The organism is uncultured Campylobacter sp., from assembly GCF_938018035.1.
Lineage (GTDB): Bacteria > Campylobacterota > Campylobacteria > Campylobacterales > Campylobacteraceae > Campylobacter_B.
The window spans coordinates 1-18,062 of the sequence record NZ_CALIJF010000045.1 but is presented as its reverse complement, the minus strand read 5'-3'; the positions used below and the strand labels follow the sequence as shown (position 1 = coordinate 18,062).

Sequence of the window (18,062 nt, the reverse complement as noted above, 5' to 3'; positions counted from 1 at the left end):
GTCTAAATAGGCTTTGCGAGAATTTAAATAGCAGCCGTGCGCGCGAGCACAGATCCCAAAATGCATAAGCCTCACTACTTAAAGCTCAAACCGCCGTCAATCTCGCGCTCGGTTTAACCGCCTAAAGCGTCATTTACGGATGCTCCGAAATAAATTCCGCAGACTCTTTGCGGGCAAATCAAAATTCTGCCGAGCTTTAGCAGACGATGAAAATTTTACCGACTTTTGACGCGCATAAATTCCGTCCGTTTAGGCGGGCAAGATAAAATTTTGCAAGCATTAAGTGATCGGCAAAACAGACGAATGGCAATTCTCTCTTGCGTCGCCGCGTGTAAATTGCGTTGCTGCACACGCGCCTAGCCCTTACTCGCCAAAAACCTCTGCAAAATTATCGTTGCAGCGATGCTATCAAAGCGCGGATCCTTGCCGCCGCCTTTAGTCCCTTTGCTCGCAAACTCCGCCGCTTCGGCGCTCGAAAAGCTCTCGTCTTGAAATTTTATCTCGCCGTCAAAATCCAGCAGCGAGGCGAAGTGGCGTATGCGCCTGCTCATCTCCTCCTCGCTCGCCCCGCCGCGCGGCACGCCCAGCACTAGCACGCTGGCGCCCTTTTCGCGCAGCAGCTCGCTTAGCTCGCGCGCGGCTTGGATACGGTTTTTGCGCAGGATCGGCTCGCACGGAAGCGGCGTCTTATCATCCGGTGCCGCCGCCACGCCGATACGTTTAAGCCCAAGATCGATCGCAACTATCAAATTTCATCCTTTACTAATATCAAATTTCGCAGAATTACGCCATTAAAATTCTATCGCGGAAATTTCGCGATCGAAATTTCATAGCTAAATTTCATCGCAGAATTCCACCGTGGAATTTTATGAAATTTCATACAAAATAGGCATAATAAATTTCACCCGCTCGCGCCGCTTGCGAGCTATTAAATTTAGCGTACCACGAGCTTCAAATTTTAAAATTTCGATCGCCGCACCTGGCAGGTACATCCGCACTGAGTCCGCGTGAGCTGCACGTAAGCGACACCCAAACTCACGGCGGGCATAAATCCTGCCGTGCAGGTGCCGGACGTTCAATCAACCCACCCCACACAAAATCAAAATTTTAAAGCAAACCCGCACTCACGCGACGGAGCAGATACAAGCCCCTACGCTTTATAACTCGTAAAATTTTGCCGCCGTGACCAAAATTTTCTCTTGCGACAAATTCAGCCTACCACACTCGCGCTGAAATCCGCAGCCAAATTTACCCGCAAAAATTTAGCACGATAGGCAAACAAACATTTAAACGCTATTTCAGAAAATTTCATGCATTTTAACGCTTAAATTCTGCGCCGCAAAGCATTTATAGATCGCGAGAGGCATTCGCAAACCGATCATTACCGCAAGCGGAGGCAAGCGACGCTGCACAAAAACAAGCCGCGCGGATTTGTTTTAAGCTCAAGTGCTACTTGCGTAAGGTAAAATTTTACCGAGCCGCCTTTTTCTAAATTTAAACATCGGCTGCGCAGACTACGCGCCGTGCAAACAGACCGTACCGGCGAGCGCGCCGATCAAACCACGGCAAGCAAGCGCCCGCCGCCGGCTACTTTGCCACTATCTTTGCGCCTAAAATTTCGATCCTGCCTTCAAGCTCGTATTCGTAAATTTTATCGCCGAAGCGCTCGATCGCCGCTTGCAGATCGGAATTTAGCGCTAAAAATTCCATCACCTCATCCTGCGCGCGCTCAGTGTTTTGCGGCGTCTGCGGAGCCAAAGAAGCCACGAACTCGCCAAAATCCGCAATCAGCCGCGCCTGAGATTTTGCGAGCAGATCGTTCGTGCCTGCGCTCTCGCCCATTCGGTGCGGTAGTACGTAAACGGGCACGCCCATCTCGCGGGCCAGGCGCGCGCTTTGCAGCGAGCCGCTGCGGGGCTCGGCTTGAGCGACTACGAGCGCTTCGGACAGCGCCACGACGATGCGGTTGCGCTGCAAAAACTGAAATCCGCGCGCGCTCACGCCGTCCTCATACTCGCTAAGCGCGAGGCTGCGCTCGTAAATTTTGCCGATCATGGCGGCGTTTTGCGCGGGATAAATTTGATCAAGGCCGTTTCCAAAAACCGCGATCGTGTTTGGAAACGCCCCTTCGTGCGCGGCTATGTCGCAGCCGATCGCCGCGCCGCTTACGACGCAAAAGTCCGCATCGCTCAAAGCGCGCGCAAGCCGCAGGATCAAATTTTTGCTATAAACGCTCATCTTGCGCGAGCCCACGATCGAGATGCGGCGCTTTTGTAACATCGCCGGCTCGCCCCTAAAATACAGCTGCGCGGGCTCGCTCGCACCGAGCCTTGCTAGGCTTGGAATTTTAAAACCGAGCTCACTCGTAGTACTCATAAATTTCGTCCAAATAGACCAAATCGACCTCGCCTAGGATGTCGGCGCTGTTTGCAAGCGCGCGCAAAGTGGAGCTTTTGGGATGGCCGATGGCGATGGCGTAACCCTGTTTTTTAGCAAGCGTCACGGCTTCGCGCAGCTTTTTACGCACCGCGGCGACGCTATTTTGATTATCTAAAAACACGTCGCGATGCACGTATCGCATACCGAGCCCATTCATCGCCGCCTTAGCCTTGGTAGCGGGGCTCGTGCGCGAGTCGATAAATAAAAATCCATGCTCGTTCATCGCGCGCAGCAGGTTTTGCATCGCGCGCTCGTCGGCGGTAAATTTAGAACCGGTGTGGTTGTTTATAAATTTAGCGTTCGGAAAGTCCGCGCGCAGCTTGGCTATGACGCCGCGCAGCTTCTCATAATTATCCGAAGCTCGCAGCGTCGCGGAGTTATTTTTGGCAGAGCTTGCCTCCATCGGTAGGTGGATCGCGTAATGCTCAAAGCCGCGAGCGAGCGAGCTCGTGTCCTTGCGCTGATACTCGGGTGGGAAGATGGACGGCGTCACGCGCACGGGCAGAGCAATGAGCTTTTGCGCCTGCTCGTCGGTGCCTACGTCGTCGATGATGATCGCTAGCTTTGCGCGAGAACCTGCGGGCAAGGCCTTGCGCGGCGATTTAGAAAGATCGTCCGAGTTGCCAGAAGCACGGCTTTGTGCGGTAGAATTTATGGAATTTTCTGGCGCGGAATTTACTGCGGTAAAATTTACGTCCGATCCGTCATTTGCCGAATTTACAGCGGAATTTACGGAAGCGATAGAATTTGCGGAATTTTGAGAATTGTCGTTTGTAGAATTTTGTTTTGCGGAATTTTGCGAGGCAGGCTCTACGGGAAGCTTCGGCGCGGTTATGTTTTGCTCGGCGATCTTATCAAGCTCCTTTTGAATCAGCGCTTCCTTCTCCGCAGCGCTTAAACGAGGCTTTTTACCGCGAGAATCGGAAGGGCTTTCGGAGGCTTGTTTGCGCGAGCTTTGCTGCAACGCGGCTTTATTGCCCGAAAATACGAGATCCAAAACCGCGTAGGTAACCGCACCGCTTAAAAAGCATAAGATTACGACAAAGGCGATCGCTATATAATTGATCGGGCGCTTTTTGCGACGCCCGCATGGATTTGTATTAGCCAAAGCTCATCCGAAATCAGTTTTTATCTTTGTTTATGAGCTTACCCTTGGCGATCCACGGCATCATCGCGCGAAGCTTCTCGCCGGTTTTGGTAAGCAAGCTATTTGCCGTGATGTTGCGCTCGGCGTTCATTCGCACGTAGCCAGCTTTGCGCTCAAGGATGAAGTCTTTTGCAAATTTACCGTTTTGGATCTCCTTTAGCACCTCTTTCATCGCCGCTTTGCTGCTTTCGTTTACGACGCGGTTGCCGCTTACGTAATCGCCGTATTCTGCGGTGTTTGAGATCGAGTAGCGCATATCTGCCATGCCGCCTTGATAGATGAGATCCACGATCAGCTTCATCTCGTGCTGGCACTCAAAATACGCCATTTCAGGCTCATATCCAGCCTCGACGAGGGTCTCAAAGCCTGCGTTAATGAGCGCGCAAAGTCCGCCGCAAAGCACAGCTTGCTCGCCGAAAAGATCGGTCTCGGTCTCTGCTTTAAAGGTCGTTTCGATGATGCCGGTGCGGCCGCCGCCGATCGCGCTTGCATAGCTTAGAGCAAGCTCTTTGGCTCTGCCGCTTTCGTTTTGCGAAACGGCGATCAGCATCGGCACGCCGCCGCCGCTTACAAACTCGTTGCGGACCGTGTGGCCAGGGGCTTTCGGAGCGATCATAATGCAGTCGATGCCCTTTGGAGGGACGATCTGTCCGAAGTGGATATTAAAGCCGTGCGCGAACGCGATCGCGTTGCCCTCGCTTAAGCTCGGCTCGATCTCCGCTTTAAAAATGTCGCTTTGAAACTCATCGGGCGTTAGGATCATCACAAGATCAGCTGCCTTCGTAGCCTCGCCGACGCTCATTACTTTAAAACCCTTCGCCTCGGCCTTGCTCCAGCTCGCGCCGCCCTTTTTAAGACCCACGATGACTTCTACGCCGCTATCTCGCAAATTTTCGGCGTGAGCGTGTCCCTGCGAGCCAAAGCCGATCATAGCGACCTTTTTAGCCTTAATCAAACCCAAATCGCAATCTTTGTCGTAAAAAACATTTATTGCCATAACGCATCCTTTTTTAAAAATTCAGGCGAGATTGTAGCTAAAATTTGCTTTTATGCAGATAAACCGCGCGCCGCAAGGGCGGATAAAGAAATTTTGAGCTATCATTGAGGCATAATTTAGCTTTGAAGGAGCGAAAATGAAAGTGGGCTTTATCGGCGGCGGAAATATGGGCGAGGCGATGATCGCGGCACTTTGCGGAGCCGGCGGACGAGATTGCGCGGCGAGCGGAGAAAATTTTTCAGAGTATAAAGAAAATTTCGCGCACGACGGGCGGAATTTTATGCCCGATACCCAAAGCTTTGCGGCTTGCGGGCAGAATTCCGCAAATTTAGATCAGAATTTTACGAGCCGCGAGCGTGATTCCGCCTGCGCGCAGCCTGCCTCCGATACGAAGCTTCAAGTCCTAGCTTATGCTAGAAGCAAAAACGAAACCTTACGCAAGCGCTACGGCGTGCAAATTTTACAAGACGAGACGCAACTGGCGCACGAAGCGGATATTATCGTGCTCGCGACCAAGCCCGCCAGCTACGAGGGGATTTTGCGCCTGATCGCGCCCGAGCTCGCGGGCAAAATCCTGCTTCTTTTGGCGCCGAATTTCAAGCTGGAGTGCGCCCAAAATATCGTAGGTGCGGACGTTTTCGTGGCCCGCGCGATGCCAAACGTCGCTGCAGGTATCGGCGCATCGGCTACGGCGTTGTGCTACGGCGAGTATTTTGATGAGGCCAGTCAGGAGATCGTGCGAGCTCTAGCCGCCAAAATCGGCAAATTCTACGAGATAGACGAGGCTGGTTTTGCCGCATTTACTGGGATCGCAGGGAGTCTGCCTGCGTATGTGTGCGCCTTTATCGAGGCTGCGGCGGATGCGGGCGTGCGGGGCGGACTGCCACGGGCGCTATGCTACGACGCGGTAGCGGCGGCGGTAGAGGGCACGGCGCGTCTGCTACAAAGCGGCAAGCGCCCATCGGAGCTCAAAGACGCCGTCTGTTCGCCTGCGGGCACGACGATAGAGGGGCTCGCGGCACTGGAGGCGGCTGGGTTTCGCGCAGCGGTGATGGCGGCGATCGAGGCGTGCATCGCCAAAGCTCGCTGTTAGGCTTTTGCTGCACCTCGCCAGTTTCGGATTTCAAATACGGCGCGTTTAAGGGCGCGCTAACATTGGGATTTTGTGCGGACGCTCTAGCTAAAATTTTGTCTTATTTTTAAATCGAATGAGTTCGCCATTTCTGCAGCGGCGGAATTTACGAGCTCTATGGCGAACAAGCCGCCAAACCCGCATTGCATTTAAATTTTAAAATTTAGCGACTTTAGAAATTTTAGATCAAAATTTACGCTTAAAATTTTAAATTTAGAGATTGTAAATTTAGCGCCCACGGCAGGGCAAAATTTTGATTTTTAGCGGCGCGAGCCTACGTCCACAACCATTAAAATCAAAATTTAACGCAGCATAGTAGATGCGCCCGCGACTGCGAACTTGCTGGATAAAAAATCAAGCCAAGAACGCAAACGCTAAAATAGTGCGTCCTGCGCTGCGGTCTTGCGAGATACAAACGCAAGCTGCAAAATTTCATCGCTCGCGTGAATAGAAAACCAAATAAGCCGCGCCGAAGCGTATTTTACTACCAGAGTGAGCCACATCAAAACATATTCCGCCGCCCGAGCGAGCCTTAAATTTAAACCGCGTTTCGCCGCCGAGCTACAAACCAAACCTGTGCGCCAAATCCTGCCGAGCTGCACAATAAAATTTGACTTTCATCCAACCGAAACTTCGCACGCAAAGTCGCGATAAACAAGATCAGATAAATTCCTTTTCCAAAGGCTGCATCGCATTGCCTTCAGCGTCGAAAAGCACCCGCCCGCAGACCTCGCAAACCTCGTCCCTAGGAGAGGGCTCGTCCGCGTCCAGCTGCCACGCTGACATCTCGCCGCACTCGCAGTTTATGACGTAAAGGATCTGCCTTTTGCGGCGCTTGCCCCACGGCGCGATATCCCAAAACGGCTCCTCTCGCTTTGCCATTTTCTTAAAATCCCGCTCGGCGTTCTTGTGCGCGACGAGCAGATAATAAGCGTCGCTATGAAGATCCAAAGTAAAGAGCCTAAAATCGCTCTTCTTCAGCGCCTTTTGAAACTCGTTCATCAAAAATAGGCTCGCGTCGCCGCGCTTAAAATCCTCTTTTTCCGCCTCTTTTTCGAGCCCTGCGTAAATTTTATCGCACTCTAGAGCCACGCTGCTTTGCAGCGCATCAAGCCTAGAGCTGATAAATTTACCCACATCGCCCGTGCTATCCTCGCCCGCCCAGTCAAGCACCCGCACGAGCCCTTTTGCGATAAGCGCGTCCAAAAACTCGCCGTCACCAAGCTCGCCTATCTTTTCAAAACCCTCCGTTTCGCCCGCCGTCAAATGCTTTAAAACGCAGCACTGATCTTTCGTCATTTTCGCTCCTTTGATTAAATTTACCGCCTACGTGGGTCTGTTTAAATTTTACTCTCAAAAAGCTTTAAGCTTACTTTTCGCAAGTTTGGCACCGAAAGTCCGCGCTCGCGACGCACGAGCACAAAATAGGCGTGCGGGCGTGCGCAAAATACGCAAGCCATCGCAAACGGCAAGCGCAAATTTAGCTCGCGGCGGCGGGTAAAATTTACGTTATAATTTCACAAAAGCGCTAAAATTCCAACCGAAAAGGACGCAAATGCAAACGGATCTGCAAGAAAAGATTAAGGAGCTGCAGCGCAAGATCGCGCGCGAAATCACCTATTTTCAGACGGGCGGAGTGAGGCCGCGAGGCGCGATCGATGAGTGCTGGATCGGTCGCGTGCTCGCTTACGCGGCGGACGAGGAGCTGCCTACGGATCAAAACGGCGTGCCAATGCTTCCTCTGGCGCAGTTTTACCTGCCCGCGCTACCCCACGTGCCGCAGGTCTTGGACGGCGTCAAGCTGCTTACGGTCTTTATCTCACAGGATCTCATCGGCAAATTTGATGAGGATATGGACGGTCTGTGGGCGATCCGCGAGTATAAAAACGAGGGCGAGCTCGTCATAAAGGAGCTTGCAAATCCGCGCTCGCAGATAAGATCCTTTCCTTTGCAGCCAAAATTTGCCGCGGACGATACGCCCGTTTGGGACGGCGGCGGGCTGGATGCGGACGCCATAGATGAAATTTTGCGTCTTGAGGAGACGGAGGGGCTCGAGTATTACGACGACATCGCCTTGGAGTTTTATAACTGCACGAAATTCGGCGGCTATCCCTCCTTTTGCCAGTCGGGAGTGAGCTTCGGCGAGGGCTATCAGTTCGTTTTTCAGATCTCAAGCGACGAAAAGGCGGGCTTTAACGTCATTGACGGCGGCAGCTTGATGTTTGCTAAAAACCCGCAAAACGGCGCGTGGAGCCTGTATTATGATTTCGATTAGGCGCGCGAAAGGCTTTAGCTCGCCCGCAAAATTCCGCCGCTTTAAATAAATGCCTGGGCCGCATAAATTTACGATGAATTTTATCGGCGTGCGGCTTTGAGCCCGCTCGGTGCGGATTAAATTTAAACGGCGGCGCGTCCGATCTAGATTAAATTTAAGCCACCGAAAGACGAGCCGTATAGATGCAGGCGAGCCGAATACAGCGAGCGGGCTGTGAAAAATTCGGCGCCGCAAAATTTTAAAATTTTATAGCCCAAGATTTCGGCTTTGAGCTTAAAATTTAAGACGCGCTTGAAATTTTAACCCGTAAATTTAAAGGAGCGAAAATGAACGCAAACGAGCTTGCAAACATCTGGCGCAAGCCTATCTACCTGCCCTATCTACAAGATCCGCTCACGCCGGAGGTGCTGAGGGCCGCGGAAGAGGAGCTAGGACGCACCCTACCGCGCGAGCTAGTCATGATGCTGGGCGTGCAAAACGGTGGCTACCTGCGCTACGAGCTAGAGGGCTACCCGCTAGACGCCATCAGCGGCATCGGCGAGGCGTATCCGTCGCTTACGCGCTTTAGCTGGGGCGAGGAGCGCGAGTGCGTGAGCTTCGAGCTTAACGGGCTGGTGCCATTCAGCGGCGACGGACATTGGTATCTGTGCCTGGACTACCGCGCCAGCGAGGAGCCTGCGGTCGCCTACATCGATGTCGAATGCGACGAGCAAAGCATCATCGCGCAGAATTTCGCTTCGTTTTTAGCGCTTTTGAAGCTTGATAGCGACGGCAAGATCGCGCTACAAACGGGGCTCGATCTGGACGGCACGAAGGCGCGGCTAGAGGAAATTTTAGGCGTGCGCGCAAGAGCCGCCGATCCGCAGCTTTACGGCTTTAGCGTGTATAATTTCGCTCGCGATGGCGGCGTGCTGAGCCTTAGTCCGAACGAGGTTCGGCTCGGATTTGCCAGGCGGGGCGAGCGGCGGTTTAAAGAGCTTAAAAACTTCAGCGAACCCGCCCTACGCTATGTTGAGCTGGACGGCAGCGCGATGATACTTGACGTTTTCAAAGAGGAGCTGATGGATGAAATTTTGCGCGAGTTTAAGGATGCGGACTTGTGCGCACAGAGCCTAAAAGACGCGATCGGCGCGTAAGCTTTTGCGATTGGGAGTGTAGATTTGTGTCGGCTGTAGTGCGCATTCGCGTAATCGTCAGCGCGGGCTTGCGAGCGCAAATTTAGCTCGCCGCGTCGGGTAAAATTTCGCTATAAATTTGCCGTTTCAATAAGGAGAAAACGATGAGCGTAGAATTCCGCGTCAAAAACAAAAAGCGACCGCTATTTATGGGGTATTCGGACGCTATGAGCGTTAGCAAGGCATTGGATCTGCTGCCCGATCTATCGGTATTTGGCATAGACGAGAGCGCCGAGGACTTTGACGAAAGGGCGTTTTTAAAATCGCTTTTGAGCGAGTATGAGTGTTTGATTTTGGGCGTGCGGGGCAAGAGCGGGCGCGGGATGGAGGTTAGTTACGACGAGGAGCAGCAAAGCTACGCCGTGCGCGTAAATACGCCCGCGACGGTCTTTGATTGGGTTTTGGCGATATCGTATCTGCAGGCGCTATCTAAGCAGCTGGGGGGGCGAGATCACGGATGAAAACGGCGAAATTTACACTCACGACAGGATAGAGCAATTCGACTACGAGCGCGATATAGCGGCGGGGCTGCATTCGATAGATCAACACTTAAGCGGCGATACGGAGGTAAATTTTTGCTACGGGGTGCAGAGGCCTTTTGCGATAAACCGCGCGATGATGGATGAAATTTTAGCCTCGTATAACCCCACCGCTGAGTTTAGTAAGCGGCTGACCGAGGTGCAATATCTCGACGCTTACAGCGCGCACCAGAGGTTTTACCGAAATGGAGATGACGGCACGATAATGGGCTCATACGCGCTCACGCAGGACCTGCCCACTATCCTGCCTTACAAGCCGTTTGTGGAGTGGCAAAACGCTGAGATGCTGAAAAATAACGACGTAGCGCGCTGGCAGATCGCGCTCATAGGCATAGAGGGCGACGAAAACGACGCCGATAACTACCATGCAATCGCCGAGCTGGAATACGGCGAGTTTATCGCGCGGCTGCCGAAGCGAAACTACCGCTTCATCGATGTGAGCTATATTTTGGTTGACGGGCTAAACGTCAATCAGCTAAAGGCGCTGGCGGGCTAAATTTTACTTGCGGTGAAATTCTACAGAATTTTATCGAGGATTGACGCCGCAAAATTTAAAGTCGCGGAATTCGCGGTAAATTTCGCGGCGGGCAAAATTCTAAAAGACAGAATTTTATCGCGATGCAAATTTAAGAATTCCACTACGATAAAATTTCGTCGCGGTAAAATTTAGAAAGGTTAAAATGAAAAGGACCTACTACGATCTAAAAATTTACGATAACGGCATGATGCGGGGCGTACTGCAAGAGGACATTGAGGCATTGCCGTTTTTCGGCTACTGGCAAAAGATGAGTCTTGGCTCGACGCAGGGCATATACATTGACGAAAGTGGTAAAGAGCATAGGCTCGTCTATCTGCACGACTGGGAGAAATTTTGTAGATTATTCGCTCGCGAACAGGAGCTACTTAAGCGCGCCCCGGTCGGTAGCGAAAATGAGCGATCCAAGCCGTAGCGGATCTCGGTCGGCAGCGGAGAATAGCGGCGATCCTAGCTGCAGCGCAAGTAAATTTTAGCCGATAAATAGCAGCGCGCGTTAATCAGCCAAAATCGCCGCTCCACTTAAATCCGGGTTCAAGCTTAGCTCATCTATTATCGATAAAAGCTCCAAAACTTCATTTTTAATCTCCGCGGCGTCCTCTAAGCTCGGCAGCGGCGAAAAGAGCGTGGTTTCAAACTTATTTTTCGCTCCGTTTAAAAATAGATAAAGCTTATCGTCCATAAACGCCGCGCTCAGCCCCATTTTCCCCGCAAATTTTTCCTTTAGCTCTCGCAGGCGCTGCATAAACGCGGGCGTCAAAAGATACCTCGCCTCAACCTTATCGTCCGCAAAGACCCGAAATTCTTTGCTAAAAAACATGTCGTCCATCTGCTCTTTTTCGCCTAAAAATCTGGTGTTTAGCGTGCGGCTCGCGACTATCGTTTGCCCGCTAAATTTTTTGTAAAACTCGCAGACCAAGACCGAGCCGCTAAATGCCTGCATATCCTTCATCGTCGACCAAGCAAAAACTATCGCGGATAGCAAATTTAGCGCCGCCGAGTCGCCGATTTCCAGCGTCGCGCCGTTTGGGATGCGGATCGCTTCGCTGAGGCTAAATTTGACGCCGTTATAAATGCCGCTGATTTGATCTTCTGCGCGAAACTCACCTGGCGAATAGATGCCGATTTTGCGAAATTCTTTACGGCTGATGCCGGCAAACGGATCGTAGTTAAAATTTGGACCAACATCGCGGATGGCGGCGCGGGCGAAAACGTCTTTATAAAACGCTTTGTAATCCCCCAGCTCGCTGGTCACTCGGCTTGCATTAGCCATTAGCGCGGAGAGAAAAAACGGAATATAGATAATGATGAAAAATAGCGGTGCAAGGCGATTTTCAAAAAGACGCCCTACAGCAAACCCGCCGCCCACGGGCAGCACTATTATAAATAAAATTCCCAAAAACAGATACTTTGCAAATGCTAGCCGGCACTCTTTTTGCTTTTTTGCGGTGGCAACTATGGCTTCGTTTATGTTCAAATTTTGCCTTTTTCTAAATTTGCGCGGCGGGTTTTGCGCTCGGAGCGAATTTTAGCAAAATTTATGTCGCAAAGATACGGCGGGCGTGAGTAAATTTTATTCGGCGAATTTATAAGTCTATTAAATTTACGCCGCGGCGGCGATCTACTCGGACATGCGCTGATTTAGCCACATTTTAAGATTGCCCGCGCCCTCTTTTAGCACCCCAAATCCTGCCGCGGCAATACAGACAAAATTAATTAGCGAGCCCCTCCCGCCGACGTTTAAAATCCCAAAGCCTACAATCCACAGCGCCGCGCCGAAGCCAAGCATGCACACGGCGGTCGCGATCCCCAGCTTGCGGCGCAAAGGGCTTGGTTTGCGCGCTACCTGAACTCTCGTAACTACGTAGCTGCCTGCGTATCCTCCGCGGATGAAATACGCGCGCGCAAGCTCGCCCTCCTCCACGGGGATATCGTTAAACTCGCCGCGCAGCTTCACGCCGTCTATCTCGAAAAATACCCAAATTTTGCTATTTCCTCTTGCAGCGTGGACGCGGAGATTTCGAACCTCGCCCGCGATCTCATATTCCAACTTGTCTCCTCAAACAGCTTCGCGCTTTGCTTCCGCGCTAAATTCCGCGCCGTAAAATTTTAAAATCTAAAATTTGCCTTGCTTGCAGCGCCGTCCATAAAATTTTTAAAGTTGAGATTCTGCAAGTCCTGAATTTAGAGCTAAGCCTTAAAATTTCATAGCGATAGAATTTCAAGTAAAGCTCCGCCGCTAAATTTGGCTAATCGCATGCATGGGCTATCTGCGCCTCGCCGAATTTTGCACGTCGCAAAATCGCGGCGAAATTCCGTGCGCTGTAAAAACTCATAAATCCGCCGCGGCAATATCGCAGGCAAGCCCATCGAAAAAACCGATACCGCGCGACGAGTAGCGTAGATAGACGATGCAAGGCAGGTAGCACGACAGACGCCTTGCGACGGACGGTGCACGGCGAGCAATACAAAACAGGCGGCGTGCACGGCAGGCAGTGCAAATCGGCAAATGTGCGCCGGGCAACCAAGCGCCTACTTCTTTAAAATTTGGTTTTTCATGAATTCGTAGAGCTGGCAGGATTTTTTATTGCCCGCGTCGCAACCCTTTTTGACGCATCCGAGCCCCTTGGAAAATCCGCGCAAATCCCCCTTGTTCACATACAAATAGCCTAAATTATTGCAGGCATCGCCGTAGCCCAGCTCGCAGGATTTGGTGTAAAGCTTCTCCGCCTTGTCTCGATCCTGCGGCGCGCCGAGACCCTTATCATACGCAACGCCGGCATTATAGCAGCTATCCACTAGCCCACCGTCACAACCTCGCTCGAAAAAGCTCACCGCCTTTGCCGGATCCGCCGCGAGCCCAAAACCGCCCGTGAAATAGACTACGCCCGCATTGTGACAGCTCTTGGCGTAGCCCAAATCGCAAGCCTTGATATAGTGCCGAGCTGCCGCGGCGAAGTCCCTACTCAGGCGCCCTCGCTGATATAGGTTGCCTAGCTTGTGGCAGGCTATGGCGACGTTTTTATCGCACGCTGCGGTATAAAATACGCCCGCTTGCGTCGCATTGCCCTCGCCATCGTATAGGGCACCCAAATCAAAGCAGCTATCTTTCTCGCCCGCCTCGCAAGCCTTGGCAAAAGCGAGCTTGGCGCCATCGTAATCTCCGCGGGAGAGCTTGTCGCGCCCCAGCTGCGCGCAGCTTACGCCATCGCCGCGGTAGCACTTAAACGATAAAACGGGCGACGGCAAAAAAAGCACCATAACCAAGACGCAAACGGCGATAGAAAGCGCCGCTATGTCGATGATCTTTCTCATATCTATCCTTTTTGCGTCGATGCACAAATTTTAAATAACGCACCAGCGAACCTACAGTTTATTGCAAGCAAGACGTTAAAATTTAAACCACACCAACAAGCGCCACAGTTCAAGCCGACTCGTAAAGTTTAGCGCATTAAATTTAAAGTATATCAACCTGCTCAACCGTATTTTATGCCAATGATGAAGTAAAATTAATTTTGCGGTTGATCTATTGAAATCGTGTCTTTTATCCATTGAAGCTTTTCACAAATTTTTTCATTCCCTAAGTCGCAAGCCCTCACAAAATAGTCTAACGCCTTGCGGAGATCTTGCTCTACATTCTGACTACCGCCAACATACAAAACTCCGAGATTACCGCAAGCATAGGAAAAGCCTAAATCACAAGCTTTCGTGTAAAATTCTATAGCTTTATCATAGTCCCTCTGCGTCCCGTCGCCTTGCTGATATGAAAATGCGACGTTATAGCAGCTATCGGGATGTCATGCTCGCATCCTTTTTTAAAAAAACCAAATGCCTTTTTATGATCTGCTTCTAGTCCAAAGCCGCCCATAAAGTATACACTTCCACCGTTGTGGCAACTTTTACCATAGCCTAAATCGCATGCTTTTTCATAAAATTTTACCGCTTTTTTATAATCCTTCTCTAGGAGGCCTTTTTGGTATAAATTTCCTAACTTGTGGCAACTTACTGCTTTGCTTTTCTCGCATGCTTTTAAATAAAATTCGCTTGCTTTTATAGCATCTACTTTATCGCCGTTATCATACAAGATACCTACTTCAAAGCAGCTATCAATATCTCCTAAACCACACGCTTTTGCGAATATTCTCTTTGAGCTTTCATAATCACCTCTTGATTGTTTATCTCGCCCTAGCTCCACGCAGCTTTTATTATCGTCGAAATGGCATTTTAACGATAAAATCGGCGTAGGAAAAAGAATTTTAATTAAAACGCAAACCGCAATAACAAGGGCTACGATGCTAATTGTCTTTCTCATATCTAATCCTTAAATTATCACTCATATACGTTAAAATTTGCCAGCAACTTTATGCTTTTTGCAGAAAATATAAACGGAAATTTCGTATCAAAACACGATTTGAGTGAAATTAATATAAAATAAACCGATATGAGCCTACATTTTCTCTTTCGCGTTTAGACCCATCAGAGCAAACGCCGTACGGATACTGAGCGCTACGAGCGCGAACAGCTTGAGCTTAGCATCCTCGTTCTCGCTGCCTACGACGCGGTTTTCGTTGTAGTATTTGTGAAAGTCCGCCGCGAGCGCCTTTAGGAAATCGGGCAGCTTCTGCAAGCCGCGCGAATTAAATGCGTCGTTTAAAATTTCATTCAAGCCAAGCGCCGCAAAAGCTAGACCGAGCCCCGCTTCATCCAGCGTGCCGAAGTCCGCGCTTAGGACGTCCGCCTCGCGCTTGCCCGCTTTGGTAAAAATTTGATTGACCCGCGCGTGAGCGTAGTTGATGTAAAAGATCGGATTGCTGCTGTCCTCGCGCGCGAGCTCGTCCACGTCGAACTCAAGCGGCGTCTCGCCCTTTTTGCTGATGAAGATAAATCGCATCGCGTCCCTGCCGATCGCAGCGAGCACGTCGCTCATCAAAATCGCATTGCCCGCGCGCTTGCTCATCTTGTAGGTCTGCCCGTCTTTGAGCAAATTTACCATCTGCATTAGGATGATCTCGAGCCTGCTTTCGTCATAGCCCAGAAAATGCACGGCAGCCTTTAGACGCGCGATGTAGCCGTGGTGATCGGCTCCCCAGATGTTGATGCAGCGCTCATATCCGCGCTCAAATTTGTTGTTGTGATAGACGATGTCGCCCGCAAGATAGGTCGGGCGCGCATCCTCGCGGATGACGACACGATCCTTTTCGTCGCCGAGCTGCGATGAGCGGATCCAAATTTTGCTCTCCTGCTCATACATCTTGCCGCTACGCTCAAGCTTCTTAATCGTAGGCTCAAGCTCGCCGTAGAGGCTCTTTTCGCTAGCCCAGTTTTGGATATGGATGCCCGCGTCTGCGAGATCTTTTTGGATGATCTTTAGCACTTCGTCCTTAGCAAACTCCGCAAGCTGCAAGATCCGCGATTCGTCGCGGAAAATTTCATCGCCGAATTGGGCGCGTGCAAGAGGGATGATCTCGTCGATATACTCGCCGCGGTAGTATTTCTCGGGGTAGCTCACGTCCTCGCCCGCGAGCTCACGCGCACGAAGCGCGATCGAAGTGCCCAAAAGCTCGATCTGATTGCCCGCGTCGTTGATGTAGTACTCGGTATCGACGCGGTGCCCAAGATAGCCTCCGATGCGCGCGAACGTATCGCCGTAAACGGCGCCGCGCACGTGCCCGATATGAAGCGGACCTGTAGGATTAGCGCTGATGTATTCGAGCAGAATTTTTTGCGGCATAGCGGTGGAATTCCGCGACTCATCGCAATTTGATGCTGCGAGGGAATTTCTCGCCTCTTCGGAATTCTGCGAAATAAAATTTTGCCTAGCGTCGGAATTCTGCGATTTAGCGGCGTCATTGCCGCTCGCAGCCAGATTTGCAGCGCAACCTTTGCTAGCAGGCTCGCTCGCGCAAAGCTTTTCCGAATCCGATAAAATTCCGTCTCCGAGTTTCGCGTCGTTTTTCGCAAAATCGCCGCCCAAGCTAAGAGCATTTTTAGCAAGAGCGCCCAACACGGCGGGCTTTATATGAAAATTTAGATAGCCGTTCACTGCCGTCGCGCTTAGAATTTCGCTGTCTTTAAATTTAGCCGCAAGCTCCTCGGCGATAAGCTTAGGCGCCTTTCGCAGCTCTTTAGCCAGCGCAAAAGCCTCGGGCGAGGCGTAATGGGCCAAGCTTTTATCTTTGGGTTTTCCTAAAACGACTTCGCGAGATAAAATTTTAAAAATTTCGTTTAAGACTAAATTTTTCAAATCCCTTACGCCTTTTTATTGTCGCTAATCTCGGCGTCTTTAACCTCTTGCTCCATCTTTTTCTCGACCTTTTGCGGTTCGTCGTCCTCTTCCATCTCTTTTTTGAAAGTCTTTATGCCCTGTCCTAGACCCTTTGCAAGCTCCGGGATTTTTTTCGCTCCGAACAGCAACACAACAACGATCAAAACAATCAGCCAGTGTCCAATACTCATAGAACCCATTTTTTCTCCTTTAAATTTTCCAAATTTCGATTAGCTTGCCTATGTTGCGGCTCGCCGTTTCTAGTTTGATAGTTTTGTAGATTGATCTTAAATTTTCATACGCCGCTTCCAGGCGGTCGTTTATTATGAAATAATCATACTCGCCTAGGCGCTCCATCTCCTCTTGCGCGTTTTGCAGGCGTAAAGCAATATCGGCGGGATCATTATCGCCGCGAGCGCGCAACCTATCTCTAAGCTCCGACAAGCTCGGCGTAGTAATAAATACGCTAGTAAGCTCGCTTTTAGGCACTTTGCTACGCACGATCTCATATCCTTGCACATCGATGTCAAAAATCACGATCTTACCCCGCTCAAGCTCGCTCGTAGCGGCTTTTAGCGAAGTACCGTAGTATTTGCCGTGGACCAACGCCCACTCTAAAAACTCCCCGCGCTCAATACCTGCGCGAAACTCGCTCTCGCTTATGAAATGATAATTCACACCATCCGCTTCACCCGCACGCATTTCGCGCGTCGTAGAGGAGATCGAGAAGTATATCTGCTCGCCAAATTCTGCGATAAGACGCTTTATAAGCGTGCTTTTGCCGCTGCCGCTGGGACCGGAGACGAGCAAAATTTTGCCTTTCACTATCTATCTCCAAACGATATGTCAATATTGATCTTAAAGTCCTTCAGCGCGTCTTTAGCGTCCTTATTGCCCGCAAATTTCTCGATCGTGTTTGCGATGCCCGCTTCTAGATCATCGCGCAATTTGGTTTTCAGCTCCTCTGCGCTCGGTTTTTTACCGTGCTCGTTACGCAGTGGCTCGCTTTTGGCGCTAGGCTCTAACTCGCTTGCCATAAGGCTGGCAAACTCCGCCGCAGCCGAAGCGGCAAGCTCATTCGGCGTAGACTGCACGCCAAATTTTATCTCATTTGCCTGCTCGGACGCGCCGAATTTATACGCTTTAAATTCTGTGCGCTCCGAAGGCTTTGAAGCATTAAATTTTATCTGCTGCGCGGCGCTCTTTGCGGGCTTGCCGGATTTAAATTGCTCGCTATCTGCGGAGCTTGTGGCAAACGAGTTTGCAAAATCGCCCTCCATGGCGCGCAAAAATCCGTCCGCAAACCCACCGGCAACGCTATCAGCTTGTTCTCTTTGCTTCGGTAAATCTGAGGCATCTAATATGTGCGGCAAGTTTAGCTCCGAAAAATTTGGCGCAGGAGTGGAATTTGTAGTCCCGGTATTGCTAGAATTTGCAGAAGCTGCGAAATTTGCGCCAATTGAATTCCATGTTTCATTATGAGCAGACATAGGCGTATTCTGTGCAAGTCCACCGGTAAATTCCATGCTTTGAAACGGAACGGCGTTATAAAGATTTT

22 protein-coding genes and 1 pseudogene are annotated in these 18,062 nt (G+C 50.8%); 7 read left to right on the top strand and 16 right to left on the bottom strand.

What is annotated here, in order from left to right; translation table 11 throughout:
- Positions 1 to 356: 356 nt before the first annotated feature.
- The 5 genes from ruvX to ilvC form a co-directional block, all read right to left on the bottom strand.
- Complete coding sequence (ruvX, locus tag Q0257_RS01500) at positions 357 to 749, bottom strand: Holliday junction resolvase RuvX (RefSeq protein ID WP_298020678.1); 393 nt, start codon at positions 747 to 749, stop codon at positions 357 to 359.
- A 117-nt stretch (positions 750 to 866) separates the two neighbouring features.
- The gene (locus Q0257_RS01495; RefSeq protein ID WP_298020675.1) at positions 867 to 1,079 is read right to left on the bottom strand and encodes a hypothetical protein; all 213 of its coding nucleotides are present in this window, start codon (positions 1,077 to 1,079) and stop codon (positions 867 to 869) included.
- Between the two features lie 508 nt (positions 1,080 to 1,587).
- A complete protein-coding gene (locus Q0257_RS01490) occupies positions 1,588 to 2,376 on the bottom strand; it encodes a DNA-processing protein DprA (RefSeq protein ID WP_298020672.1) in 789 nt (262 codons plus the stop codon).
- Positions 2,360 to 3,547, bottom strand: coding sequence for a divergent polysaccharide deacetylase family protein (locus Q0257_RS01485; protein ID WP_298020669.1), 1,188 nt, complete (start codon positions 3,545 to 3,547; stop codon positions 2,360 to 2,362). The genes Q0257_RS01490 and Q0257_RS01485 overlap by 17 nt, the downstream gene beginning before the upstream one ends.
- 13 nt (positions 3,548 to 3,560) lie before the next feature.
- On the bottom strand, positions 3,561 to 4,583 hold the full coding sequence (ilvC, locus tag Q0257_RS01480; protein WP_298020666.1) for a ketol-acid reductoisomerase: 1,023 nt from the start codon (positions 4,581 to 4,583) through the stop codon (positions 3,561 to 3,563).
- Positions 4,584 to 4,719: 136 nt separating this feature from the next.
- Between ilvC and proC the strand changes: the two genes are divergently transcribed.
- Entirely contained in the window at positions 4,720 to 5,676 is a 957-nt protein-coding gene (gene proC, locus Q0257_RS01475; RefSeq protein ID WP_298020663.1) for a pyrroline-5-carboxylate reductase, read from the top strand.
- 413 nt (positions 5,677 to 6,089) lie between these two features.
- Here proC and Q0257_RS01470 read toward each other — a convergent pair whose 3' ends face one another.
- Together Q0257_RS01470 and Q0257_RS01465 are read right to left on the bottom strand one after the other, a co-directional pair.
- Positions 6,090 to 6,221: a hypothetical protein gene (locus Q0257_RS01470; RefSeq protein WP_298020660.1), complete on the bottom strand. Its 132-nt coding sequence runs from the start codon at positions 6,219 to 6,221 to the stop codon at positions 6,090 to 6,092.
- A 154-nt stretch (positions 6,222 to 6,375) separates the two neighbouring features.
- Positions 6,376 to 7,014, bottom strand: coding sequence for a hypothetical protein (locus tag Q0257_RS01465; protein WP_298020658.1), 639 nt, complete (start codon positions 7,012 to 7,014; stop codon positions 6,376 to 6,378).
- Positions 7,015 to 7,270: 256 nt separating this feature from the next.
- On the opposite strand from Q0257_RS01465, the gene Q0257_RS01460 reads away from it, so the two are divergent.
- The 6 genes from Q0257_RS01460 to Q0257_RS01435 all read left to right on the top strand — a co-directional run bounded on the left by Q0257_RS01460 (position 7,271) and on the right by Q0257_RS01435 (position 10,654).
- Positions 7,271 to 7,990 carry a DUF1963 domain-containing protein gene (locus Q0257_RS01460; RefSeq protein ID WP_298020655.1) on the top strand — a complete coding sequence of 240 codons (720 nt, stop codon included), beginning with the start codon at positions 7,271 to 7,273 and terminating at the stop codon, positions 7,988 to 7,990.
- A 326-nt stretch (positions 7,991 to 8,316) separates the two neighbouring features.
- Positions 8,317 to 9,126: an SMI1/KNR4 family protein gene (locus Q0257_RS01455; protein ID WP_298020652.1), complete on the top strand. Its 810-nt coding sequence runs from the start codon at positions 8,317 to 8,319 to the stop codon at positions 9,124 to 9,126.
- Between the two features lie 143 nt (positions 9,127 to 9,269).
- The gene (locus Q0257_RS01450; RefSeq protein WP_298020650.1) at positions 9,270 to 9,626 is read left to right on the top strand and encodes a DUF4299 family protein; all 357 of its coding nucleotides are present in this window, start codon (positions 9,270 to 9,272) and stop codon (positions 9,624 to 9,626) included.
- Entirely contained in the window at positions 9,556 to 10,200 is a 645-nt protein-coding gene (locus Q0257_RS01445) for a DUF4299 family protein (RefSeq protein ID WP_298020647.1), read from the top strand. The genes Q0257_RS01450 and Q0257_RS01445 overlap by 71 nt, the downstream gene beginning before the upstream one ends.
- A 12-nt stretch (positions 10,201 to 10,212) precedes the next feature.
- Complete coding sequence (locus Q0257_RS01440) at positions 10,213 to 10,374, top strand: hypothetical protein (RefSeq protein WP_298020644.1); 162 nt, start codon at positions 10,213 to 10,215, stop codon at positions 10,372 to 10,374.
- 10 nt (positions 10,375 to 10,384) lie between these two features.
- The gene (locus Q0257_RS01435; RefSeq protein WP_298020641.1) at positions 10,385 to 10,654 is read left to right on the top strand and encodes a hypothetical protein; all 270 of its coding nucleotides are present in this window, start codon (positions 10,385 to 10,387) and stop codon (positions 10,652 to 10,654) included.
- 81 nt (positions 10,655 to 10,735) lie between these two features.
- Here Q0257_RS01435 and Q0257_RS01430 read toward each other — a convergent pair whose 3' ends face one another.
- From Q0257_RS01430 to Q0257_RS01390, 9 genes and pseudogenes are all read right to left on the bottom strand, one after another.
- Positions 10,736 to 11,716, bottom strand: a complete 981-nt coding sequence (locus tag Q0257_RS01430) for a DUF3137 domain-containing protein (protein ID WP_298020638.1) — start codon at positions 11,714 to 11,716, stop codon at positions 10,736 to 10,738.
- A 144-nt stretch (positions 11,717 to 11,860) separates the two neighbouring features.
- Entirely contained in the window at positions 11,861 to 12,289 is a 429-nt protein-coding gene (locus tag Q0257_RS01425; RefSeq protein ID WP_298020635.1) for a hypothetical protein, read from the bottom strand.
- Positions 12,290 to 12,771: 482 nt separating this feature from the next.
- Positions 12,772 to 13,554 (bottom strand): tetratricopeptide repeat protein, encoded by a 783-nt coding sequence (locus Q0257_RS01420; RefSeq protein WP_298020632.1) that lies wholly within the window; start codon positions 13,552 to 13,554, stop codon positions 12,772 to 12,774.
- Positions 13,555 to 13,748: 194 nt separating this feature from the next.
- Positions 13,749 to 13,985 (bottom strand): annotated as a pseudogene (locus tag Q0257_RS01415) (tetratricopeptide repeat protein); the annotation flags it as partial.
- Positions 13,958 to 14,551, bottom strand: coding sequence for a tetratricopeptide repeat protein (locus tag Q0257_RS01410; RefSeq protein WP_298020629.1), 594 nt, complete (start codon positions 14,549 to 14,551; stop codon positions 13,958 to 13,960). The gene Q0257_RS01410 and the pseudogene Q0257_RS01415, both read right to left, overlap by 28 nt.
- Positions 14,552 to 14,686: 135 nt before the next feature.
- Positions 14,687 to 16,483 (bottom strand): arginine--tRNA ligase, encoded by a 1,797-nt coding sequence (gene argS / locus Q0257_RS01405; protein WP_298020626.1) that lies wholly within the window; start codon positions 16,481 to 16,483, stop codon positions 14,687 to 14,689.
- Positions 16,484 to 16,488: 5 nt separating this feature from the next.
- The gene (gene tatA / locus Q0257_RS01400; RefSeq protein WP_298020623.1) at positions 16,489 to 16,704 is read right to left on the bottom strand and encodes a twin-arginine translocase TatA/TatE family subunit; all 216 of its coding nucleotides are present in this window, start codon (positions 16,702 to 16,704) and stop codon (positions 16,489 to 16,491) included.
- A gap of 10 nt (positions 16,705 to 16,714) precedes the next feature.
- Entirely contained in the window at positions 16,715 to 17,329 is a 615-nt protein-coding gene (gene gmk, locus Q0257_RS01395) for a guanylate kinase (protein WP_298020620.1), read from the bottom strand.
- The coding region (locus Q0257_RS01390; protein ID WP_298020617.1) for a hypothetical protein at positions 17,329 to 18,062 on the bottom strand (734 nt) is incomplete at its 5' end. The genes gmk and Q0257_RS01390, both read right to left, overlap by 1 nt.